The sequence below is a fragment of the Streptomyces sp. NPDC053432 genome (assembly GCF_055585365.1).
Genome location: NZ_JBVJKF010000011.1, coordinates 1 through 22,448 on the forward strand (window position 1 = coordinate 1; position 22,448 = coordinate 22,448).

General features: G+C 72.4%; 17 protein-coding genes and 1 pseudogene. 13 read left to right on the forward strand and 5 right to left on the reverse strand.

What is annotated here, in order from left to right; translation table 11 throughout:
• Positions 1-90: 90 nt before the first annotated feature.
• Positions 91-825 (reverse strand): ArsR/SmtB family transcription factor, encoded by a 735-nt coding sequence (locus tag ACZ6Y1_RS19320; RefSeq protein WP_469630723.1) that lies wholly within the window; start codon positions 823-825, stop codon positions 91-93.
• Between the two features lie 221 nt (positions 826-1,046).
• Between ACZ6Y1_RS19320 and ACZ6Y1_RS19325 the strand changes: the two genes are divergently transcribed.
• The 5 genes from ACZ6Y1_RS19325 to ACZ6Y1_RS19345 all read left to right on the forward strand — a co-directional run bounded on the left by ACZ6Y1_RS19325 (position 1,047) and on the right by ACZ6Y1_RS19345 (position 5,951).
• Positions 1,047-1,229, forward strand: coding sequence for a hypothetical protein (locus tag ACZ6Y1_RS19325; protein ID WP_469630726.1), 183 nt, complete (start codon positions 1,047-1,049; stop codon positions 1,227-1,229).
• Between the two features lie 406 nt (positions 1,230-1,635).
• Entirely contained in the window at positions 1,636-1,944 is a 309-nt protein-coding gene (locus tag ACZ6Y1_RS19330) for a hypothetical protein (protein WP_469630730.1), read from the forward strand.
• Between the two features lie 1,429 nt (positions 1,945-3,373).
• Entirely contained in the window at positions 3,374-4,564 is a 1,191-nt protein-coding gene (locus tag ACZ6Y1_RS19335) for a cytochrome P450 family protein (RefSeq protein ID WP_469630733.1), read from the forward strand.
• A gap of 265 nt (positions 4,565-4,829) precedes the next feature.
• Positions 4,830-5,258 (forward strand): hypothetical protein, encoded by a 429-nt coding sequence (locus tag ACZ6Y1_RS19340; protein WP_469630737.1) that lies wholly within the window; start codon positions 4,830-4,832, stop codon positions 5,256-5,258.
• A gap of 240 nt (positions 5,259-5,498) precedes the next feature.
• Positions 5,499-5,951: a DUF8189 domain-containing protein gene (locus tag ACZ6Y1_RS19345; RefSeq protein ID WP_469630742.1), complete on the forward strand. Its 453-nt coding sequence runs from the start codon at positions 5,499-5,501 to the stop codon at positions 5,949-5,951.
• 312 nt (positions 5,952-6,263) lie between these two features.
• On the opposite strand, the pseudogene ACZ6Y1_RS19350 reads toward ACZ6Y1_RS19345, so the two are convergent.
• The 4 genes and pseudogenes from ACZ6Y1_RS19350 to eccCa form a co-directional block, all read right to left on the reverse strand.
• Positions 6,264-6,830: pseudogene (locus ACZ6Y1_RS19350) on the reverse strand (biliverdin-producing heme oxygenase); the annotation flags it as partial.
• On the reverse strand, positions 6,827-8,056 hold the full coding sequence (locus ACZ6Y1_RS19355) for a polyprenyl synthetase family protein (protein WP_469630745.1): 1,230 nt from the start codon (positions 8,054-8,056) through the stop codon (positions 6,827-6,829). The gene ACZ6Y1_RS19355 and the pseudogene ACZ6Y1_RS19350, both read right to left, overlap by 4 nt.
• A gap of 127 nt (positions 8,057-8,183) precedes the next feature.
• The gene (locus tag ACZ6Y1_RS19360; protein WP_469630748.1) at positions 8,184-10,652 is read right to left on the reverse strand and encodes a hypothetical protein; all 2,469 of its coding nucleotides are present in this window, start codon (positions 10,650-10,652) and stop codon (positions 8,184-8,186) included.
• A complete protein-coding gene (eccCa, locus tag ACZ6Y1_RS19365; RefSeq protein WP_469631439.1) occupies positions 10,649-14,764 on the reverse strand; it encodes a type VII secretion protein EccCa in 4,116 nt (1,371 codons plus the stop codon). The genes ACZ6Y1_RS19360 and eccCa overlap by 4 nt, the downstream gene beginning before the upstream one ends.
• 233 nt (positions 14,765-14,997) lie before the next feature.
• Between eccCa and eccD the strand changes: the two genes are divergently transcribed.
• From eccD to ACZ6Y1_RS19405, 8 genes are all read left to right on the forward strand, one after another.
• Complete coding sequence (gene eccD, locus ACZ6Y1_RS19370) at positions 14,998-16,377, forward strand: type VII secretion integral membrane protein EccD (protein WP_469630752.1); 1,380 nt, start codon at positions 14,998-15,000, stop codon at positions 16,375-16,377.
• A 66-nt stretch (positions 16,378-16,443) separates the two neighbouring features.
• Positions 16,444-17,910, forward strand: coding sequence for a type VII secretion protein EccB (eccB, locus tag ACZ6Y1_RS19375; RefSeq protein ID WP_469630756.1), 1,467 nt, complete (start codon positions 16,444-16,446; stop codon positions 17,908-17,910).
• Positions 17,911-18,034: 124 nt separating this feature from the next.
• Positions 18,035-18,361: a hypothetical protein gene (locus ACZ6Y1_RS19380; protein WP_469630759.1), complete on the forward strand. Its 327-nt coding sequence runs from the start codon at positions 18,035-18,037 to the stop codon at positions 18,359-18,361.
• A gap of 68 nt (positions 18,362-18,429) precedes the next feature.
• A complete protein-coding gene (locus tag ACZ6Y1_RS19385) occupies positions 18,430-18,720 on the forward strand; it encodes a WXG100 family type VII secretion target (RefSeq protein ID WP_469630763.1) in 291 nt (96 codons plus the stop codon).
• A gap of 136 nt (positions 18,721-18,856) precedes the next feature.
• A complete protein-coding gene (locus tag ACZ6Y1_RS19390; protein ID WP_469630766.1) occupies positions 18,857-19,321 on the forward strand; it encodes a hypothetical protein in 465 nt (154 codons plus the stop codon).
• Positions 19,322-19,361: 40 nt separating this feature from the next.
• Positions 19,362-21,479, forward strand: coding sequence for a hypothetical protein (locus ACZ6Y1_RS19395; RefSeq protein WP_469630769.1), 2,118 nt, complete (start codon positions 19,362-19,364; stop codon positions 21,477-21,479).
• 53 nt (positions 21,480-21,532) lie between these two features.
• Positions 21,533-22,102 (forward strand): YbaB/EbfC family nucleoid-associated protein, encoded by a 570-nt coding sequence (locus ACZ6Y1_RS19400; RefSeq protein WP_469630772.1) that lies wholly within the window; start codon positions 21,533-21,535, stop codon positions 22,100-22,102.
• Complete coding sequence (locus ACZ6Y1_RS19405) at positions 22,095-22,397, forward strand: hypothetical protein (RefSeq protein ID WP_469630775.1); 303 nt, start codon at positions 22,095-22,097, stop codon at positions 22,395-22,397. Before ACZ6Y1_RS19400 ends, ACZ6Y1_RS19405 begins: the two co-directional genes overlap by 8 nt.
• Positions 22,398-22,448: the final 51 nt, after the last annotated feature.

Here is a 22,448-nt window from a genome sequence, read left to right on the forward strand (position 1 = left end):
CTCGTACTGGGCGTACTCGGGGCTTCGGCCGGTGCGGCGAGAGTGCGTGCCGGGCGCCGTGGGCGCCGTGCGGGACTTTCGCAACACCCCCTAGCTCCACGCTCGCGGCGTGAGTCCGAGCAGTTCACCGAACGTCTCCTCCCCCGCCTCCGTCACCAGCAGGCCCCGACCTCCTCCTTCCGGGCGCACCACCCACTCCTCCGCCAGGGCCCGGGCGCACAGGCGTGCCCCGACCAGGCCGCCCAGGTGGCGGCGGCGCTCGGTCCAGTCCAGGCAGGAGCTCGCCAGCGGCCTGCGGCCCGCGCCCGTCAGGTCGACGCCCGCGCGGCGGCACCACTCCCTGCCGGCGTCGGTCAGTTCGAACACGCCCTCCGTGCGCAGCAGGCCCCGACTTCCCATCGCGTCCGTCACCGCCATGCCGAGCCGCCCCGCGAAGTGGTCGTAGCAGGTGCGGGCCCGCGCCAGCGGGTCGGGCGCGGCCACCACCGGCACCGCGTGCGGCGCGTCCCGGCCCGGGACGGCGTAGGAGGCCAGTTCGTCGACCAGCCGGGCCGTGGCGGCATCGGCGATACGCACGAAGCTGTGCCGCCCCTGCCGCTCCGTCACGCAGATCCCCGCGTCCAGGAGCCTGGTCAGGTGCCCGCTCACAGTGGAGGGGGCGACACCGGTGGCCCGGGCCAGCTCGCCCGCGGTCCAGGCGCGCCCCTCCAGCAACGTCATGCAGATCGCGGCCCGGGTCTCGTCGGCCAGGGCAGCGGCCAGAGAGGCCAGCCGCGCGGCCGGGGCCTGGGAATCCGCCTGTCCGACACCAAGTACGTGGTCCATGGCTCCAGAATGCACCATCATTTCGGTGTGGGACGAATGATTGGACACGCCCCCCTCACCGGATCCAGCCGCACGGCCCGGGTGCCCCCGGATCACGGCCGGCGGACTGCAGGGCGCGCTCCGGAGGCGGCCGGCAACCTGCAGAGAGGCGGGGCACCGGTTTGCTCATGGCCCGGCCGGGACGGGGTACACGGACGTCACCGATCGAAAGGAGCCAGTCCATGCTGGGCATTGCCGCCGCAGTCATGTTCTTCATCGCGTTCCTCATCAACGCCGCCGGTATCGCCACCAACGAAATCCTGAGCTCGACCAACTTCATGCTGATCGGCCTCGCCGCCCTCGCACTGCACGTAGCGGGGATAGGGGGCACGCGACCTGCCCGTGGATGGGGCCGCAGACGCTGACGTCCGCGGGGTGACATCGCCCGCGGGTCGCGCGCCCGGGTGCGTCCCGCAGCCCTCGCTCTCGCCCGTCCAGCCGCAACATCAGCGTCGCCCGCCAAGTGGCGGGCGACGCTGCCGCGTGACGGCGCGTCACCCGGAGCCGCGTTCTCCGACCGCGTACCCTTCCACGCATGGTGACGTCGACGGTGACGGCCCCGTGCTCCCGCCGCACCACGCCGGGCGACATCCTTCCCCCGCAGCACCGGCCGCCCCTCCCGCCGGAACCGGCGTTCCCCGTCGCTCATGCCGCCGCACATACCGAGCTCCTGACCCTTTTAGGGCCTGCTCTGGCGTGCTCGAAGGGTTCGGCCCACGGAACCAGGGGCATGCGCGCAACTCATCCCTGCCTGCGAACAGGAGAAAGCAAGTGACCACCTACGTCATCACCGTGCCCGGCACGTTCCTGACGGACGTCGACGACGCGGCACGCTCCGAGCTGGCCACGCGGCTGGCTTCGCACCACACCGATCTGAGCGAGACCGAGGACGTGAAACTGCTTACGGTCCACGAGGGCGGCGCCTTCTCCGTCCGGCTCGAGGTCGAGGCCGCGGACCGGGCCACGGCTGAGGACGACGCCGTCCGCCTGCTGGCCGGGACCCTCGAAGAGCTGGGCCTGACGGAGAAGGACGTGCCCCTGGGGCCTCCGGCGGTCACCGGTGTCGACAGCGATTCCTGAGGCCTTCGGGGCTCGCGGCGCGCGGGCGCCGTGACGGCGTAGTGCGTGGTGGTCTCCGCTCTGGCGAGGCGGTTGAGCAGGGCCGGACCTTCTTCGGGGTGCCGTCCAGGGCGACGCGACCAGGGATTCGGTGGCGGTTAGGCGGGCGGACCTGTCCCAGGCATCGGGGTCCTCGGCGAACCTGACCGGGGCTCGGGCGCCCTCTCCGCGGTGCCGGGACAGCTGGAGCGAGGGCACGGACCGCCAGTACCGCACCGTGGATGTCGTCCTCGGGATCGTCGTACACGGCCATGGCCGACAGCGGTCCGGCCACGCGTTCGTCGTCGAGCCGGGCCAGGCCGAAGGCCGCCCTCGCGCGGCGGCGGACGCTCAGGCCGGCGTCCTTGGTCATGGTCAGGAGCTCGGCGCCGTGCTCGTCGCCCCAGTCGGCCAGGACCGTGGCCGGGGCCGCGGTTGAGGAGGGAGGTACGCCCCAGCCGGCCGGCCGCCCGCAAACGGTTCTCGAACGTCAGGGCGGTGTCGTCGACGAGCCCGGCGAGCAGCTCGGCGCCCTCGTCGCGGTGGCCGGCGAGCACGACCAGGTACCAGGCGGCCACGGGCCGCCGGCCGTCCAGTTTCTCGTTGCGTGCGAAAGCCGCGAAGTGACGGGCCGGCAGGTCGGTGGGGAGGCCGGTCCGCACCAGCATCTGGCCGGTCAGCAGCCGCACGGCTGCGACCGCGTTGCCCGACGCGAGCTCGTCCAGGGCTCGCACAGCTCGGTGCGGGCCTGGACGTCCCGCGGGGGATCTGGTGGCGGTCGGGTACGCGGCCACCCGGGCCACGGCACCTGGGCCGCCGGATGCGCGTTCACGCCCGGCTCGCCGCGTCCACCCGTCGCACCGCACTGGAACGGCCGCGGATGACAGCGCGCCGAGCTGCCCGAGGACAACGGGGCCCAGCTGCTGGACATCACCTTCACCGCCCGCGGACCGCTCGGCGTCGGCTACTGGTACGGCCTGTTGCTGCCGGTCCGGAACGGCTGCAAGGCCGGCTCGCGCAGCAGCCCCAAGGGCCGCGCGGACCGCACGCGAGCACCCGACGGCCGGCGCGGTGGGGAAGGCCCGCCCGTGGCCGCACGCGCCGCTGGGATGAACCCTGCGTGGCGCCCGGTCCGTTACCCCGGCAGACGTGCGGACGACCGAAGGACGCGCCGCGGCTGCGGTACCCGCGCGCCGATGAATACCGCTGTCGCAATTGAACGCGACGGGAACCGGAGGGAGCTCGGCCCAGGACTTTAATTCGTGCGACGAGGAGCATGACGCCGATGCGGATCGACCCGCGTCCGTGGTGAGTTCACCGCGCCAACATGCCGTCAGGATCGAAATCCAGCCCATCAGAATTACCGAATCGCAATTGCACGGAACCATTCCTTCCGCCCTACACTTCGAGAATGACCACCCTTCTTGATTTCCGGGACCCCAATGGGGAATTCACCTCGAATCCCTACCCGCACTACGCGAAATTGCGCGAGGCCGGACCCGTCCACCACATCGTCACCGGCGAGGGCGACGGGGCCTGGCTGGTCGTCGGCTACGAAGAGGCGCGCCAGGCCCTGGCCCATCCGGCGCTGTCGAAGAACGTGGCGGCTTCCGGGCTCTACGCCCACCTGGGCACCACCGACGCGAACGCCAACATGCTCGAGAGCGACCCTCCGCACCACACCCGGCTGCGCCGGCTCGTCTCGCGCGCCTTCACGGCCCGCCGCGTCGAATCCCTGCGCCCCCGCATCCAGCGCATCACCGACGACCTGCTCGACGCCATGGCCGCCCGCCCCGGGCGGACGGCCGACCTGATCGAGGACTTCGCGTTCCCGCTGCCCATGACGGTCATCTGCGAGCTGCTGGGCGTACCGCACATCGACCAGGAACGCTTCCGGACCCTCTCCAACACGATCGTGGCGCCCGCCGCGCTCGGCGACGAGACCCGCGCCCTGCAGGAACTCAGCGCCTACCTCGCCGAGTTGATCGCCGCGAAGGCCGAGGACCCCGGAGAGGACCTGCTCAGCGACCTCATCCGGACGCACGACGAGGACGGCGACCGGCTGTCCACCCACGAGCTGATCGGTATGGCCTTCCTGTTGTTGGTGGCCGGCCACGAGACCACCGTCCATCTGATCTCCAACGGCGTACGGGCCCTGCTCGCCCATCCCGACCAGCTCGCCGCACTGCGCGCCGACTTCGACGGCCTCCTCGACGACGCCGTCGAAGAGATGCTCCGCTATGAGGGCCCCCTGGAGAACGCCTCCTTCCGCTGGGCCCCCGACGGAGTGGAACTCGGCGGTGTCAGCATCCCGCCCGGTTCCGCGGTCCTTGTCTGCCTGGCCGGCGCGGACCGCGATCCGGTCCGCTTCCCCGAACCCGACACCTTCGACATCCGCCGCACCCCGCAAGGACACCTCGCCTTCGGGCACGGCATCCACTTCTGCCTGGGCGCACCGCTGGCCCGCCTGGAAGGCAGGATCGCGATCCGCGCTCTGCTGGAACGGTTCCCCGGCCTCGCCGAAGAGGAGGGCGGCGGCCCTCTGGGGTGGAAGCCCGGACCGCTGATCCGAGGCGTGTCCCGGCTCCCCGTGGGCTGGTAGGCGGCCGCACCGTTCCGGCACCGTCCCTTCGGCCCGACAGGCACACCTTTTCGGCACACCTCTTTCGGCACACCTTGCGGCGCCTGGAGGCCCCGAGTTGGCCGGTCGTTGGCGGATCGTTGGCGGAGCCGCACAGCATGGCATCCGTGACGAGGACAACGACCGCCAGGATCCGGACGGCGCTGCTCGCGGTAGCCGCCGTCGCGCGCCCGGCCGTGAAGACCGCCGCTCACGCCACTGCCCCACCACCGCAAGGAGAACCGTCGTGAAGTTCAAGAAGATCAAGAGCGTGCTGCTCACGGCTGCCGCCGTCGCGGGCCTGGCCGTGGCCGCCCCTCCGGCCCAGGCCGAGAGCAACTGCACCACGGGAGGCGGTGGTGTGTACATCTGCGAGTACGGGATCTCCACGCGGAACTTCCCCGACGGCACCAAGCAGGTGTTCGTCATCGGTACCGACCACAAGGTGTGGACGCGCTGGACCAACACCAGTGGATCGTGGAGCAAGTGGCTGTCCATGGGCGGCTGGGAGTGTGTGAGCAAGGTGTACATCGGTGAATTCGGCCGTGTCATCGACCAGAACGACAACGATCCCTGGACGTTCTCGATCGCCTATCACAACAGCGCCGGCGAGGTGAAGGTGAACGAACGCCTGCACGACGGCACTTGGACCGGCTGGTACGACTCGGGCATGTGACGTCCGTCCGGAACCGTGCCGCTCCGGCCGGTGATCACCCGCGTCTGCGGGCAGGTGCCGGCCGGGTCTGCCCGTGCGGGTGACGTTGCGCCTTCGCGCAGGCCCTCAGGTGTCGCCCGCGAACCCGGATCGCGGGCTCCCGCGTACAACTCTGCGAGACTCTGCCCGCATCGGGCCCGGGCAGTGGCCGAACACCGCATCACCGGTCCGCGTACGCACCAGCCAGGGAAGACGATGAACATGGACAGGACCAGACGATCCACCCTCCTCGCCGCTGTGGCACTGGCCGCCGCGGGACTGTTCTCCGTCCCGCCGTCGGCGGGCGCCGCAGACGGCGTGCCGATGCAGGAGGGCGTGTGCACGGACTCGACCTTCGGCGGCCAGTTCTACTGCGGCGGCGTCTACGGGACCGGAAAGACGTCGTACCGCTTCGCCGACAGCACCAGGGAAATCTTCGTCACCGGCACCGATCACAGCGTGTGGACCCGCTGGACCGACCGGGACGGCAGCCTGAGCTCCTGGACCAGCCTGGGCGGCCAGTCCACCCAGGCTCCGTGGCTCGTCGCCCGTCCCGGCGACACCTTCGCGGTCCGTGTCCGGGACAACTCGAAGGCGTCCGACGGCGCCGGCTACAACGACTGGGAGCGCATCCGCAGCACCAGCGGCAGCTGGGGCTCCTGGCACCGGATCTGACTCCGCGATTCGGCCGAGGCCTGTGGTGCGGCGGGTGTCCGCGCTCCGCCGCACCACGGGCTCGTGCGCGGTCGGCAGGCCGTCGGCCGGTCGTCGGCGCCGCCACACAGGGGCCGGGGCCCCGACATGACCGGCAGTCAACTGCCGGCGAGTGGAACCGGGCTGCTCTCGGCGGCGGGCCGGACCGTGGCCGTACGGGTCGCCGGGCGGGCCGTGTACGGATCCGCCGCCCGCCGGCCCCGCAGCCGGTACGGGCCCGGCGGGCAGGCCCTGCGAGAGGGCCCGGTGGATGGCGGCCGTGTGGCGGTACGCCCGCTGGGCTCCGCTGATGACGCGGGCCTGTGGGCCGGGTTCCGCGGTGATCCGGTTCAGCCGGTCGGTGAAGCGCGCCCAGCGGGCGCGGTCCCCGCTGCTGTAGTACGCAAGGCCGTCGCCGGTCCGCAGCCCGTGGGCCTCGGCCACGCAGCGGCGCAGGACCAGGCCTCCGAGGGTGGAGCCCTCCAGGACGTACAGGTGGCCGAGCAGGGCCTGGGGGTCCGCCGCGGCGGCGTGGCGGATCTCCCGTGCGAAGGCTTCCGCCTCCGCGCCCGCCAGGGGTGCCGGCACCCGGCCCGCTTCTGCGAAGTACGCCAGGTCGCGCTCGATGTGGGGAAGTTTGGCCAGGTCCGCCGTCCACACCGCGCCGACGTACGGGTCGGTGGCGCGGGACAGTTCGTCCTCGAGCGCTTCCAGTACCACGTGGAGGGCGCCGAGCTGTGCGGCGTACCGGTCGATCGGGAGGGTTCCGGTGGTCATCGCGGCAGCGAAACCGGTGGTCTCCAGGTCGTCGTGGCGGCCGCGGGTGCTCGACCGCAGGCGTTCCACCGTCGTGGCCGTCATGCGGCACGTCGCATGCGGATCGTCCGGTACAGGCGGTCGATGAGGTGCCCCTTGCGTTCGATCGTGACGTCGAAGTACGCGGCGCTGAGGTCGGAGCGGCACACGCTGTGCACGGCTTCCTTCGCCGCGCGTTTCAGTTCGACCGCCTCGGCCGCGAGACGCAGGAGGGTTTCCTCCAGTCCCGGGTGGCCCAGGACGAACGACTTCAGCCGCTCACCCGCCCGTGCGCCGGCCGGTTCTCCGGAGAGCGCATCCGCCCACGCGGCCGGTGCGGAGTCGAGCAGTTCGAGGAAGACGCGATTGCCCAGACCGTCGAAGTCCTCGTGGGTGTTGGCGCCGCCGAGCTCCGGCACGATGTCGGTGAGGTCGTTGAACAGCTGGCTGGCCAGTCCGAGTCCGCGCATGGCGCGGTCCAGGGTCCGCCGTTCGCCTTCGACGACGTCCAGCGCCGCCAGGGCCGCGTCGAGGGGCATCCGGAACAGTGTTCCGGTCTTGCGGGACGCCATCGATTCCCAGAACCGCACGCGGTCCGCGCGGGAGGCCGCCATGAGCTCGGCCCGGGTTCGCGCCGAGCGCGTGGACAGGTCCGCCGCCTGGCCGCTCAGGCCCAGTCCGACCGCCCGTACGAGGCTGTCCACGACGGCGGGATCGGCCGCGTGCCGCAGCGCGGCCGTGATCAGCCAGGTGCCGGTGTTGAGGGCGAGGGGCACGCCGTGGGTGACGTGGAGTGCGGCTTCCCCGTAGCGGATGCCGCTGTCGTCCTGGATGTCGTCGAGCGCGACGGCCGCCTTGAGCAGGACGCGTACCGCGACGGCGGCGCGGCGGACGGCCGGCAGGTCCTCCGGGGACGGCTCGCCGCCCGCCCGGTCGGGGAAGCCCCGGTAGTTGCGGAAGGCCCAGTAGACCATCGAGGGGCGCAGTGGGGCCGCTCCGCCTCCGCCGGGCGTCCCGGTGCCCGCGGGAGGCAGGGCTTCCTGCCCCACCCTGGATCCGACGGCGTCCCCGACGGGTGCGTACAGGGAGCGCCGCAACGCGGCCTCGAAGACGGACGCTCCCGGGCCCCGGGCCGGGTGTGCCCCGGTACCGGTCAACAGGGTGAGGAACTCGGCCAGATCGTCTTCCAGGAGCGCCGCGTCACTCCTCACCACGGCCTCCGCCGCTGTCACTGCGTCCGCGTCGGGCCCTGCCTCCGCGTCCGCCTCCGGCATGTCCAACGTCTTGGTCATTCTCTCTCCCGAACACCGTAGTAGCGGCGGGCGCAAGCGCCGGTTTCCGCAGGCCCGGCCCGCTGGTGCCGCTGCCTGTGCCAGAAGGAACGCGGCCGGGGCGGAGGCCGGTTCGGGCCGGTGGGTCTCAGCGGAGCGCGGCTCCCGGCGCCAGATGGAAACGGGCGGCGTTCGGCAGCGGGCGCCGGTCGGCGGGCGCGAGCATGTCCCGGCGCTCGAACCACCCGGCCAGGCGCGTCCGCGCCTGTTCGTCCCGAGGACGGTGCCCCGCCGACCGGGCCTCGGCGGGCGAGAGTTCGCGGAGCAGCACCCGGATCGGCCCCTCGTCGTCCGCGGGTGCCCGGAGCGCGAGGACCGAGAACGCGGTGCCCGGCGGGAAGACCACCTCGGGCTCGGCGTCGGAACCGGCGAAGACGGACATGCGGCGGCCGGCGGTGGACCAGATGCCGAACTCGACGGTGCCCTCCAGTTCGGCGTCGCACGCCGGCACAGCGGCCACCGGGCCCGGCTCGACGAGCAGGGAGCCGGGCATGTAGCGGTCCAGCGGCACCACTTCGGCCGGGGCGGCCAGCATGACGGCTCCGTAGTGCCCGGGCAGGCGGCGCAGGCCCGAGCCGAGGCAGCGGAGCAGCGGGGTGTACGGCCCCGGCCCGGCGGCCCGGGCGGCCCGAACCAGGTCGGCCCGGGAGGCCGGTTCGCAGACGTCGGCCTGGTAGAGCGAGATGGCGACCATGTCCGGCTTGAGATCGTCGTGCGGGGTGGAGCGCAGCGAGGGCAGCCGGGAGGTGAGCAGTTCGGTCCTGCTCGCCAGCACGTGGTAGCGATCGCCGAGCAGCTGCCGGAGAGCGGCGCGGTCCTCGGGCCGGCTGGGTCCTTGCGGCTCCGTGGCCGCCGGGGCGGAGGCGACCGGGCCGGAGGTGACCTGGCCGGCACCGGTCTGCGCGGACCCGGCGGGCGCGGGCGGGGCGGCCTGGGCCTGCGGGCCGGGGGCGGTACCGGATTCCTCGGGCAGGTCGCGCGCCGCCGGCCGCTCCGGTGTGGGACGGGCTGCCGGGCCGGGTTCCGGGCTGTTGGGCGTGCGGGGAGCCGCGGTGGCCGCGGCATCGTCGCGCGTGCCGGGGGCTGGAGGGGCGGACGCCGGGATGACCCGTCCCGGAAGGGCCGGCGCCGGTGCGGCCGGCTCCGGCCGGGGAGCGGGGAAGGCCGGTCCCAGCCAGTCCAGGCCGTACGCCGAGGCGAAGGCGCGGGCAGCCGCCTCGTCGGCCGGCTCCCCCCGGGCCAGCAGCCCGTACGGAGAGGCCGCGCCCACGTCGGGAAGGGCGGCCAGTACTCCGGGCAGTGCCTCCCACACCCGCCGGTCGATCTTCCGGTCCCGCTCCCCCACCGCGAGGACGGGCCGCGCCGGCTCCCGGCGCAGCATCCTCGGCCAGGGATGAGCCGGACGCCCCACCGGGCGCAGCCACAGGCCGGCCGGCACGGCCTCCAGCACCCAGTCCTCGATCCCGGCCTCGTGCACGGCAGGAGCGAGCGTCTGCAGTCCGGGCAGGCTCAGCCAGGCCGAGGGAACCACGCGGCGGTGGCCGGGCACGGCGGTGAGTTCGACGAGCAGGGGCCGCCACGTGGCCGCGCCCCGCTCGTCGAGGAAGGCGGTGGCACAGCCGTCGGGCGTGCGCACCGGCAGACCGTTGGCGGCGCGGACGTCCCGGTCGAGCCGGACGGCCAGCGCGACGGCCATGCCGATGAGTTCGTCCGGGTCGGCCCAAGGGGCCGTGAGCAGGAGATGGTTCCCCGCCGCGGCGGCCTCTCGCACGGGTTCCAGCCGTACGAGGTCCAGCAGTTCGGCGGTGGGGAGCCCCGGGCGTCGCGGTGAGCCCACACCGACGAGGAGCTCGTCGGACCTGCCGCCGATCAGCGCCTCGACTCCCGCCGGCACCTCCCCCCACCAGATCCCGCCGGGCACCCGCCGGTACGCCGGACCGGCGCCGCCCGCACCCCGGGACGGTGTACGCGGCGGCCGTCGGCTCTCCTTGCCCGACAACACGTCCGCGACCGAGACCGGGTCCGTGCCGATGCCCGTGCGGGGGCCGCTGTCGGGGGCGGGGGGCCGAGCCGATGCCTCAACCGGTGCCGGCCCCCCGGCCGGGCAGGCCTCCGGCGGCGCGGGTGGCCAGGCCGGTCCCAGCGGCCGGGCGGGTGCCCGGCCCGGTTCGGCCAGCCACCAGCCGCCCGGCGCGCCGACCCCTACGGAACCGTCCGGCTCGATGGTGACCACGCCGTCGGGGGCGATCACGGGGAAGCGGGCGGCCTCGGCGATCCCGTCGACCGGGCGCCGGCCGTCCGCACCGGCCGCGGCGAGGCCGGACGCGGCCACGATCAGCCGCGCCGCGCCGCGTTCGGCGGCGAGCACGACGAGGTCGGCCAGCTCACGGCGCAGCACCGGTGCCGCGTCGGGTGCGGCGGCCAGCACGAGCAGTGCGTCCGGGAGGCGGTCCAGCCGGCTCAGGGCGGCCGACAGCCTGGAGTCCGCCTCCTCGGGAGCGATGACCAGGTGCGGCCCCACGGACCACAGCGTCGATCCGGCGGCCCGGGCGGTCATCCGGCGGTTCCGTTCTGCGGGTGCGGGCCGTCGGGGCCGAGCAGGGGGGTCTGCAGCTGGACCGTACGGCGCCGCGTGATGTGCAGCGCCCGCCCGGCCGGCAGCACCTTCGGCTTCGTACCGCCGAAGAGATAGCCCTCCGTCGGCGGGCAGGACAGCAGCACGGCGGGGGTGTTGACGTCCTGGAGCTTGCGCAGGAGCGGGTCGGACAGTCCGCGCCCGGCTCCGTTCGCCGATCGGGCGACGATGACGTGCAGGCCGATCTCCGCGCCCTGGGCGAGGTGGTCGATGACCGCGGCGAACGGGTGTGCCGACATCGAGCTGCCGATCAGGTCGTAGTCGTCGACGATCAGGAACAGCTCGGGTCCGCTCCACCAGTCGCGCAGTCTGAGCCGGTCCGGAGTGATGTCGGCGGACGGCAGCCGGTTGGCCAGGGCGTTCGCCGCGCCCGTGATCATCTTCCGGGCCGGGTCGGCGGACACCGCGTAGCCGAGGCGGTATTCCTCGGGCACCGTCTCGTACATCTCGCGCCGGAAGTCCACCAGCATGAAGCGGGCCCGGTCGGGCGTGTAGGCGCGCATGATCTGCGCGGTCACGTGTCTGAGCAGGTTGGTCTTCCCGGATTCGCTGTCGCCGACGACGATGAGGTGCGGGTCCTGGGAGAAGTCGTGCCACAGCGGCTGGACGTCGTGTTCTTCCAGGCCGAGCGCGATCCGCAGGGAGCCGTGCGGTTCGGGCAGTTCGGCCGCGTCCAGCACCGAGGGCAGCATGCGGACCTCGGGGGCCCGCGGGCCCGTCCAGTGGTCGGCGACCGCGTCGACCAGGTCGGCTATGCCTTCGCCCAGGTCGTGCGCCGTGCCCATGCCGTCCATCCGGGGCAGTGCGCACAGGAAGTGCATCTCGTCCGCCGTCAGGCCCCGCCCCGGTGTCCTGGGCACCTTGGCCGCCGCGCGCATCTTGATGACGGAGTCGACCGGGTCGCCGAGGCGCAGCTCGAAGCGGGTCTGGAGCTGGTCGCGCAGTGCGCCGGTGATCTCGCCCCAGCGTGTGGTGCCGACGAGCAGGTGGACACCGTAGTTGAGGCCGCGCTGGGAGAGCAGAGTGAGCGGCTGGACGAGGTCCATGAACTCCTGGCGCAGGGTGTTCCAGCCGTCGATCACCAGGAACACGTCTCCGTACGGGTCCTCGGGCAGCTCGCCCGCCGCCTTCATGCGGCGGAACGCGGCGACCGAGTCGATGCCGCGGTCGGCGAAGTATTTCTCCCGGCGGGTGACGACCGAGTTGACCTCGGCGATGGTCCGGTTGACGCGGTCGGGGTCGTGCCGTCCGGTGATGCCGCCGACGTGCGGCAGGCCGCGCAGCCCGGAGAGCGTGCCGCCGCCGAAGTCCAGGCAGTAGAACTGCACTTCGGCCGGGGTGTGGGTGAGGGCGAGGGCCGTGATCAGGGTGCGGATCAGCGTGGACTTGCCCGACTGCGGGGCGCCGGCGATGCCGATGTGCCCGTCGGCGCCGCCCAGGTCCGCCACGAGCAGATCGCGTACCTGCTGGAAGGGGCGGTCCACGACGCCCACCGGGACCTTGAGGGATCCGCGGGCTTCGCCGTCGGCCGCGAAGCCGTGGTCGGGGTGGGGTGCGAGGGGCGGCAGCAGTTCGTCCAGCGTCGGCGGCACGTCCAGGGGCGGGAGCCACACCTGGTAGGCGGCCGGGCCGGCGTCCGTGAGGCGTTCGGCGGCGATGTTGAGGAGCGAACGGGTCTCCTCCGCCTCCGGTTCGCGTTCCTCCTCGGGGGACGGGCCGGCCGCGGCGGGCGGAAGCTGGGGCGGGGCCACGTACGCGGTGCCGAAGGCCGTGACCTGGCCGTCGATCACGGCGCGCTGGGCGGTGGGCCGCCGCTTCGGCCGGTAGGTTCCGGACACGTAGGCGGCCTTGAAGCGGGTGAGGGTGGAGATGTCGCTGCGCAGGTAGCCGTTTCCGGGCTGGGAGGGCAGCTGGTAGGCGTCGGGGACCCCGAGGACGCCGCGGGATTCCATCGCGGAGAAGGTGCGCAGGCCGATGCGGTAGGACAGGTGGGATTCGAGCTGGTGGACCCGTCCTTCGTCGAGGCGTTGGGAGGCGAGCAGGAGGTGGACTCCGAGCGAGCGGCCGAGGCGGCCGATCATGACGAAGAGGTCCATGAAGTCGCGGTGTGCGGCCAGCAGTTCGGAGAATTCGTCGACCACCACGAAGAGCGTGGGCAGCGGGTGGAGCGGAGCGCCGCCGGCGCGGGCGGTCTCGTACTCCAGGAGGGAGGCGTGGTTCCCCGCGGCGCGCAGCAGTTCCTGACGGCGGATCATCTCGCCGTGCAGAGCGTCGCGCATGCGTTCCACCAGGTCGGCCTCGTCGGCCAGGTTGGTGATGACGGCGGACGTGTGGGGCAGGCGGTCCAGGCCGAGGAAGGTGGCTCCGCCCTTGAAGTCGACGAGGACGAAGTTGAGGATCTCCGAGGAATGGGTGAGGGCGAGGGCGAGCACCAGGGTGCGCAGCAGCTCGGACTTGCCGGAGCCGGTGGCGCCGATGAGCATGCCGTGCGGGCCCATGCCGCCCTGGGCCGATTCCTTGATGTCGAGGTCGATGGGGGTGCCGTCGGGGCCGATGCCGAGCGGAACCCTCAGCTTGTTCGACTGGTGGCGCAGCTCCCACTGCTGTGTGACGTCGAAGCCGTAGAGGTCGTGGATGCCGAGCAGGGTCGTCAGGTCGAAGTCGCCGGACAGCGGTTCGCTCGCATCGACGCTGTCGCCGAGCCGGTAGGGGGCCATGAGGGCGGCGAGCCGGGTGGCCGCGGCGGCGGACAGGCCGTCGGGGACACCGAGGGCGGTGATCTCGTCCTTGCGGTTGCGGTCTGCGCCCACCATTTCGAGAGTGCTGCTGCCGTGGCCGTCCGGGGCACCGGTGATGCGCAGCCGCAGCGTGAGCCGGTTGTGCTTCCAGTCCAGGGCGGACGCGAGGTCGATCACGGTGGCGTTGCGGTAGCCGCCGAGGGCGGCCCGGTGCGGGGCGGCGAACGAGGCGCCGTCCAGCACGATGACGGTGTACGGCTCTTCGCGGCTCGGGACGGCGTCCGGTTCGTAGGGCGGCCGGGCACCGAACTCGTCTCCGAGCAGTTGTTCCAGCTCGCCGATGCTGCCGGCGACCAGGCGCAGGGGCCCGGCACCGTCGCTCTCGCTCGGGTGGAGGGCGTGTGGGAGCCACTTCGTCCACTCCCATTGAGGCCGGCGGTCGGGGGCGGCCACGACCGCGATGCGCAGTTCGTCGGGCGCGTGGAGGGTGGCGAGCTGGGCGAGGACGGCTCGGGCCAGTGCGCGGACCGTCTCGTCCGATTCGCCGACCGCCGCGTCCGGGGCGGTCCCCTGGATGGCCGAGGGGGCGGCCGAGGGGGCGGCCGGGGCCGTCGTGGCGGTGTGCGCGGTGACTGTACGCGCGGCACCCGCACGCGCGGTGGGCGTACCGTCACCGGCGGCCGGGGCACCGGCGCGGATCAGGACGTGGGCGAAGCCTCGCAGGTGGATGGCGACGGGCTGGTCGGCGACCTGAGCGTAGGCGTGGATGAAGCGCCGCAGGGCGTGCGCGCCGAGCGGTTCGAGGTCCTCCACCGGCTTGGTGGCGAGGGGGGCGAGGCGCACGGCCAGCCGCTGGGCCCCGGTCGCGATCCGGACGTCGCTGAAGTCGGGGTGGGAGGCGCGTCGCTCCCACAGGCGTGAGGTCCGCACCAGCGACACCAGCTCGTCCGGGTGCGGGTTGCGCCAGGCCAGGGCCTCCTGCTGGCTCCGGATGTCCTTGCGTACCTGGCGCCGCATCTGGCCGAGGTAGCGCAGGTAGTCGCGGCGCTCGGCGGTGAGCTCCTCCTTGCGGTCGGCGCTGCCCCGGATGATCTGGGTGACGACCATGCCGATCGCGGAGACCGCCATGGTCCCCATGGCGATGTAGGTCATGAGGCCGCCGTTGGGCCGCAGGAAGATGAACACCATCGACAGCGACGACAGCGCCATCGGGACCATCGTGATGATGCTTCCCAGGCCGGTCTGCTTCTCGGGCAGTACAGGCGGCTCCTGCAGCTGGATCTCGCCGTCGGGCATCTCCGGGCCCGGCCGCCGTGGTGGGCGGTTGACTTGCACCACGCTCAACGAAACTCCTCCACGCCGCGCCCGCCGAACCTGTGCGGCGGTCTCCCTGCCCAGGAGTGAACGCGGGCCTCGCGGGGACCGGTTCGGGCCCGGCCGGACGAACCCGCAGCCGGGCTCCGCGCGTTCCCATGGCCGCCGGGGGCGTTGCGGCCCGGGGACGAGCAGCGGGAAGGACACGCGGGCACATGAGCGGAAGCGCGGTCGCGGGACTGTGCCGATTGAGATTCCACGGGCCGGAGAGGGTGGTCGAGCTCTCCGTCCCGGACGACCTGCCCCTCGCGGACCTGTTGCCGACGGTCCTCGGCTACGCCGGGGACAACCTCGACGAAGAGGCCGTCGAGGCCGGCGGCTGGCTGCTCCAGCGCCTCGGTGAGGAGCCCCTGGACCCCGAGAAGTCGGCGGAGGCCCTCGGGCTGCGGGACGGTGAGCGGCTGTTCCTCCGGCTGCGCCGGGAAGCCTTCCCGCCGGTGCACTTCGACGACCTCGTCGACGGCATCGCGGTGGGCCTGGAGCAGCGCGGCGACTCCTGGCGCCCCGCGCTCACCCACCACGTGGCCCTGGGGCTGGCGATGGCGGCGCTCGCGGGCGGTCTCGCCCTGCTGGCCCTGTCCGGCGGCATCGGGCCGCTTCGGCCGGTCGCGGCGGCCGCGACCGGCGGACTGCTGCTGCTGGGGGCGGCCGCCGCCTCGCGGGCGGTGGGCGACGCCGGAGCCGGTACCGCGCTCGGGGCGGCGGCGGTGCCCTACCTGGCGCTGGCCGGGGCACTGCTGCCGACGGGCAGCGGCGACCCGACGGCCGCGCGGCTGCTCGCGGGGAGTTCGGCGGCGGCGGCCGGGGCGGTCATGGCGCTGGCCGCGGTGGCCTGCTCGGCGCCGCTCTTCCTCGGGCTGCTGATCACGGCGGTGGCGGGGGCGGTGTCCGGCGCCCTCACGCTGGCGGGTCTCACCGCGGCGCAGACGGCGGCGCTGGTCGCCGTGCTGGTGGTGGCCTTCGGGGCGTTCCTGCCCGGCTTCGCCTTCCGACTGTCCGGACTGAGGCTGCCCGCCCTGCCGCGTACCGCGGAGGAACTGCAGGACGACATCGAGCCGCTCCCCGCGCAGGAGGTGCTGGACCGCACCGTCGTGGCCGACGGATACCTGACCGCGTTCCACGTGGTGAGCGGCGCGCTGTGCGCCGGGTGCCTGACGCTGGTGGTCCGGGCACCGGGGTGGGCCGCGACGGCGACGATGGCCGTCCTGTCCCTGCTGCTCGTCCTGCACGCCCGTGAGGTGGGCTCCTTGTGGCAGCGGCTGGCCCTGATCCTGCCGGGCTTCTACGGCCTGGGCCTGCTCACCGCTCAGTGGGCCGCGGTGCTCGGCGGCCCCGGCCGGCTGGGGCTGCTGGCCGTTCTGTCGGCCACCGCCGCGGCCCTCGCGATCGCCTCGTGGACTCTCCCGGGCCGGCGGACGCTGCCGTACTGGGGGCGGGCCGGCGACCTGCTGCACAGCGCGCTGGCGCTGAGCCTGCTGCCTCTCGCGCTGACCGTGGCGGGGGTCTTCGGCTGGGTGCGCGGGCTCAGCGGCTGACCGGCCGCTGAAACCGTGGCGGCCGGTCCGCGGCCATGACAGGACCATTTCTCCGGAGGAGTTCCCATGCAGTCCAGGCGCGACCAGGTGCAGGCCCACCTGTTCGTCATGAGCAGACTCGGGGCCGGCATGCTGCGGGGCGAGCCCGACGCGCCGGACCTGCCGACGCGGCGTACCACCCGCGGCGTTCGCACCAGTGTGTTCATCACTCTGGCGATCGCCCTGGTGATCGGGCTCTACGGGGCGGTCAAGCCCGGCGGCTCGGCTGCCTGGGCCAAGCCCGGCACGCTGGTCGTGGTGAAGGAGAGCGGCGCCCGGTACCTGTTCATCGGCGGACAGCTGCGGCCCGTGCTCAACCAGGCCAGTGCCCGCCTGGTCGCCGGGGAGAAGATGACCGTGGCGCAGGTCGGCCTCGCCTCACTGGGCGCGGCGCCGCGCGGCGGCCCGGTCGGCATCGTGGGGGCGCCGGACGGGCTGCCGGCCAAGTCCGCACTGGACGGCGGGGCCTGGCTGGTCTGCGGACTGGTCAGCCGCGCGGCCGACGGCGGGGCGGTCCCGGCGCTCTCCGTGGCCGTCGGGTCCGGCACGGCGGGCCAGGCACTGTCTGCGGAGCAGGGCCTGCTGGTGACGACTCCCGACGGCGTCCAACACGTACTGTGGCAGGGGAAGCGGCTGCGGCTCGACACCGCCAACGGGGCCGGGACGGCGCTCGGTTACGCCTCCGTCACTCCCTACCCGGTCTCCTCGCCCTTCCTGAACTCCCTGCCCGAGGGCCCGGGTCTGTCGCCGCCGGAGGTTCCCGGGCGGGGCAGCGCCGGTCCCGCGCTGGGCGGGCGGCAGACCCGGGTCGGCCAGTTGTTCACCGGGCCCGCCGGGGAGTCGTACGTCCTGACCCAGCAGGGGTTCGCGCGGACCAGCCGGACCGTGTTCGAGTTGCTGCGCGGTGACCCCCGCACCCAGCGCGAGGCGTACTCCGGGGCGCCCGCCACCGCCGAGGCGGTGGGCGCGGCCGACCTGGCCGACCATCCCGCACCGGCCGGGACCCTGCGGGACGCAGGGCTGCCCGTGGCGCCGCCGCTTCTGGTGGCTCCGACAGCGGGCCAGGCGGCCTGCGCGGGGGTGGAGCCCGCTGCCGGCGGACCGCGCACCCTGGTCGCGCTGGCCGCCGCGGCGGTGGTGACGGGCCTGCCGCCCGCCCCCCAGCCGGGCGTGGTGGCCGGCTGCGGCACCGCCGACCGGGTGTCCGTACGGCCGGGCGCCGGGGCACTGGTACGCGGGCTGTCCGGGGCGGGCGCGCCCGGGACGACGTACCTGGTGTCCGACAACGGTGTGAAGTACCCCGTCCCCACCCCGGAGGCGGTGAAGGCCCTCGGATACGGCGGCGCCCCGGCGGCGGGGATGCCCTCGGCGCTGCTGTCGCTGCTGCCGACCGGGCCGAGTCTGGACCCGGCCGCGCTGGCCTCGGCGAGCCTGGTCGAACCGTCCGCGCCGCCCGCCGGACAGCCCTGTCGGACGGGTGGCGCGGGCGGCTGACCGCTCGGCCGTGCCGGGGGCGAACCGGCCCCGGAGCGGCGGCCGTTCCACGTGCGGGCCCCCCAAGCCCCACACCCCCGATCCCGTAACCCCGAACCGCACACGATCCGAACAAGGAGATCAGGTGAACGAGAACCTGAGGGTATCGTCCGAGGCGCTCACCAAGGTCCTCAACGAGCTCGAGACCCACCTCCAGACCATGGAGCGGTCCTACACCGAGTCCGAGGACATCGCCGGCCGGGTGTCCACGAGCATGGTCTCGAACGCCGGCCGGGCCTTCGTCGCCAAGATCGAGAACTGGCAGCGCGGCTACCGCTCGGTCATGGCCGAGTACAAGGACCTGGTCGCCTCCGTCGGCTACACCAGCAAGGTGATGGAGGACACCGCGGGCGAGGCCGAGGCCAACATGGACCTCTGGACCGGCGACGTCTACGACCTCCTCAGCAAGTAGGCCCGGCACCCCCACCCGCGCGCCCGGCACGCGCCTCCCTGCCCTCATCACGTAAGGATTCCCAGATCATGGAAATGGACATCAAGCACGCCGACCTCCAGGCCGCGAACGATCAAATGCGCGCCGTGGCGCAGAAGATGACCGACGCCCTCGATGCGATCGTCCAGCGGCTCGACTCCGTCAAGACCGAATTCACCGGTGAGGCCGCCAAGGAATTCGAGGAGTTCAAGCGTTCCGTCAACATGCTCGACCAGGGGCTGTCCGACCAGTTCCGGCAGGGAGCCGACCTGCTGGCCAACGCGCACGACGTCATCCGCAACGGCGACCGCAAGAGCGCCTACATGTTCCAGGCCCGCTGACCCCGGTCCCCGGACCCGGTCCACGGCGGTCACCCCGCGGGCCGGGTCCTCGCACATCCGGGCGAACCGCACCCGGCGCCGCCCGCGTTCCCTCTGCCGAATACCGAACGGCCCGTTCCAGGACAGGAGTTCCACCGTGCCGACCACGCCGCCCGAGGACAACCCGGACGACAAGCCCGGGGACGGCGATTCGTTCAAGATCACCGAACAGGTCCTGCTGGACTTCGCGACCAAGTTCGAGTCCCTGCTGAAGGACTTCCAGGAGGACCCGGCCCTGCTGTCCCTGACGCAGTGGTCGCAGGGGACCTCCTCCGGGGACGACGGTCTTCTGCTGCCCGGCAACACCAAGCAGCTGCCGAGCGCCGGCCAGGTGCAGGTCGCCTTCAAGGCGCTCTGCGCGCAGGTCGTCAGCGCCCTCGGTGTGTTCCGCGGCACGGCCGACAGCGGGTTCCTCACGCTCAAGAGCATCAAGGTGATCCTCGACGACGCCGACGACGAATCCATCAGCGTCAGTGAGATGTGGGAGATCATCAACTCGATCCAGCAGGGCTCCAAGTCCCAGGGTTCCGGGAACTCCGCTCCGCCCCCGCCTTCCAAGTAGCCGACGGCTTCCCGCGATCCCGACAGGAGTTCCGAGCACTGTGCCGGTGAACAAGAACTGGGAAGAATCCCTCAAGGTATTCCTCAATGACACGGGGTCGCTGACCGACCGGAGTGCGGTGGCCGGCCCCGGATCCGCACGGTGGATCGTCGAGAAGAGCTTCCGGGTCCAGGCCGCTCTGCCGAAGTACACGGACTGGAGCAAGACCTTCGACATCTACTGGACCGGCTACGTCACGTTGACGGACAGCAGCGGCGGCCCGGTCGCGGAACCGTCCTGGTACGTCGTGGGCTTCAACATCGACTGGGCGAACGTGTTCGACAACACGACGTCCAAATACAACCTCTGGTTCCGGGACACCGAACACAACCTGACCCCCCTGGTGGCCTCCCCCTACAAGAACGAGGTCACCAGCGCCTGGTCGTTCGACCACGCGGCGGACCAGATCACGGGAGTGATCCGCTGGTTCGACGAATGGCAGCCCGTCATCAACGGCTGGGCGGAGTCGGTCGGCTCCTCGTCGGACGACTGGAAGGGCAGCGCGGCCGGCGCGTTCAAGAAGTTCCTCAACGTCATCAACCTCGAGATGAGCAAGGTCAGGCTCGACCTGACGGCGCCCACCGACTACGCCGTGCTGATCAAGACGACCAAGGAACAGCTCCAGACCTCCACCATGGCCATGTACAAGGCCTTCAACACCTGGCGGACCGCACCGCACGCCAATGGGTTCCAGCAGTTGTACAACGTCTTCTCCGAGGTCATGGCCAAGGCCGAGATCCGGTCGAGCTGGTCCTACTACGCCCAGGGCGAATACGTCAGCGTCGCCGAGAACTTCGAGGGGGTCTTCGACTCGAGCGGCTCCAACGTCGGCAACGCGAACTGGATCAACGGGGTCGAAGAGGTCGCGAAGAAGCGCTGGATCGACGGACTGGCCGAACTCGACACGGCGGCGAGCACCACCATGCCACCGCTGGACACCGCCTACCTCAAGCTCGCGGCCGCCCTGAACGAGGGCGTGTACCAGCCGAACATCACGATGCCCGGGGGCGGTACCGGCGGCCCGAACACGGGACCGGGCTCCGGTAACACCAACAACCCCCTCAACGACCTGAAGAAGAACGGTTCGGGCGGCACCGGCGGCTCGAAGGGCATCCCCGACCTGAACAAGGGCGGCAAGAACGGTCCGAACGTCAAGCCGCCGGTCGACATCCCCGGCCGCGGCGGCCCGGGCACCACGTTCCCCGGGGGCGGCAGCGGCGGGATCGGAACGGGCCCGGGCGGCGGCGCGCCGCTCCTCGACAAGAACGGCAAGCCGGTCCTCGGCCCCGACGGAAAGCCGGTCATGCTGCCGCCGGGCTCCCGGATCGGCAAGGACGGCCGGGTCTACGACCCCAAGGGCAACCTGGTCCGCGGCTCGGACGGCAAGCCGGTCATCGCCCCGCCCGGAGGCACGGTGGGTCAGCCCCAGCGCGACCCGCTGCCCGGCAACGGCGGCATTCCCGGCGGATCCTACGACCAGATCAGGCTTCCCGAGGGAGCCAAGATCCTGGAGAACGGCACGGTGGTCGACGCCACCGGCAAGCCGCTGCTGGACTCCAACGGCAATCCCTACGCACTGCCCAAGGGAGCCACCGTCAAGGACGGCATCGTCGTCGATGCCGACGGAAAGCAGATCAGCCGCACGAACCAGCTGCTGACGAACGCCGAACACGCGATCAGCTCGCGCCCGGTCCCCAGGCTCAACACGCAGACCGGCGGCCTGTCCCTGTCCGGCCCGGGGACGGGCGGCGGCGCCGGCGGCATCCGGATCCCCGGCGCGGACGGTCTGCCCTCCGGCGGGGGCACCCCGCTGCAGGGCACCACCGAGACCCGTGGCGGCATGGCCCTGCTGGGCGAGCGCGCGACCGCGGCGGGGGCGAGCGTGGAGAACAGTCCCGCCGCGAAGGCGGCCAACGCCGCCGCCCTGGAACAGCGGGCCGCCATCGAAGGCCAGACGCCTGCGCAGTCCCCGATGATGCCGCCGATGAGCCCCGGCATGGGCGCGGGCGCCGGCGGTCCGGGCCAGAACAAGGACCGCCAGCGCACCACGTGGCTCACCGAGGACGAGGAGACGTGGGGCACCGGCGCCGGCTCGGTCAGCGGCGTCATCGGACGCTGAACCCGAAACCGCTCACCCCCCCGCCCCCCAGCCCGCCTTCAGAGAGGTGAACCGTGAACATCGACTTCGAGAGCCGGATCAAGGACGCGATGACGGCCCTGCACGAACAGCGCGAGAAGATGCTCGCCGCCAAACAGGAACTGGATGCGGCGACGGCCACCGTCACCTCCAAGGACCGCATGATCTCGGCCACCGTCGGCCCCCAGGGCCAGGTGGTCTCGATGACCTTCCACACCAAGGGCTACCTCGGGATGGCACCGGCCGAACTCGCCTCCGCCATCGTCACGGTGCTCAATGACGCGCGTGCCGAGATGGGTACGCAGGTCATCGATCGGATCAAGGGCTTCGACAACTTCGGCGACCATCTGCGCACGATCACCGGTATGGGCGGCATGCCCACCGACCTGGAGGAGCTGATGGAGCCGCTCCGCTCGATGGGCTCCTCCTACGGCCTGGAGCAGGCGCAGGAGGCACTGCGGGCCGCCAGGCAGGAGGAGTTCGCGGCCGAGGACGAGGCCACCGCCCGCAAGGACGCGGAACTCCCTGACAAGAAGCAGGAGGAGTTCGCCGCCGAGTCCCAGAGCCGCATCCCCACCGGAAAGCAGGAGGAATTCAATGGCTGACGACCTCCGGGTGCTGAGCGACCTCAAGAACAAGTTCGCCAACTACGAGGAGTACGAACGCTGCCTGGCCGACCTGGGCCGGTACATCGTGGAGATCAACCGGATCAACAAGGAGTCGGCCGGCCAGGACGAAATCGGCAAGGCCTATCACGGCCAGGTGGACACCCCCACCGAATCCCTCACCAAGGCCATCGCGTACGTGCGCAAACGGCTCGGTTCCGTGGTGGAGGCCGGAAACCAGACGGTGGAGAACATGAACAACGCCGATGACGAGGCCACCCAGACGGTGCGGTGATCCCGAACCGGGCCGACGGACGACTGCGTTCCCCGGTGTGTAGAGCCGTCC

Excerpts from the sequence above, each read along its gene's own strand:
- ACZ6Y1_RS19320 (WP_469630723.1), bottom strand. The coding sequence starts at position 825 with ATGGACCACGTACTTGGTGTCGGACAGGCGGATTCCCAGGCCCCGGCC.
- ACZ6Y1_RS19405 (WP_469630775.1), top strand. The coding sequence starts at position 22,095 with ATGGCTGACGACCTCCGGGTGCTGAGCGACCTCAAGAACAAGTTCGCC.
- ACZ6Y1_RS19360 (WP_469630748.1), bottom strand. The coding sequence starts at position 10,652 with ATGACCGCCCGGGCCGCCGGATCGACGCTGTGGTCCGTGGGGCCGCAC.
- eccCa (WP_469631439.1), bottom strand. The coding sequence starts at position 14,764 with ATGCCCGACGGCGAGATCCAGCTGCAGGAGCCGCCTGTACTGCCCGAG.
- ACZ6Y1_RS19385 (WP_469630763.1), top strand. The coding sequence starts at position 18,430 with ATGGAAATGGACATCAAGCACGCCGACCTCCAGGCCGCGAACGATCAA.
- ACZ6Y1_RS19325 (WP_469630726.1), top strand. The coding sequence starts at position 1,047 with ATGCTGGGCATTGCCGCCGCAGTCATGTTCTTCATCGCGTTCCTCATC.
- eccB (WP_469630756.1), top strand. The coding sequence starts at position 16,444 with ATGCAGTCCAGGCGCGACCAGGTGCAGGCCCACCTGTTCGTCATGAGC.
- ACZ6Y1_RS19355 (WP_469630745.1), bottom strand. The coding sequence starts at position 8,056 with ATGACCAAGACGTTGGACATGCCGGAGGCGGACGCGGAGGCAGGGCCC.
- ACZ6Y1_RS19345 (WP_469630742.1), top strand. The coding sequence starts at position 5,499 with ATGGACAGGACCAGACGATCCACCCTCCTCGCCGCTGTGGCACTGGCC.
- eccD (WP_469630752.1), top strand. The coding sequence starts at position 14,998 with ATGAGCGGAAGCGCGGTCGCGGGACTGTGCCGATTGAGATTCCACGGG.
- ACZ6Y1_RS19335 (WP_469630733.1), top strand. The coding sequence starts at position 3,374 with ATGACCACCCTTCTTGATTTCCGGGACCCCAATGGGGAATTCACCTCG.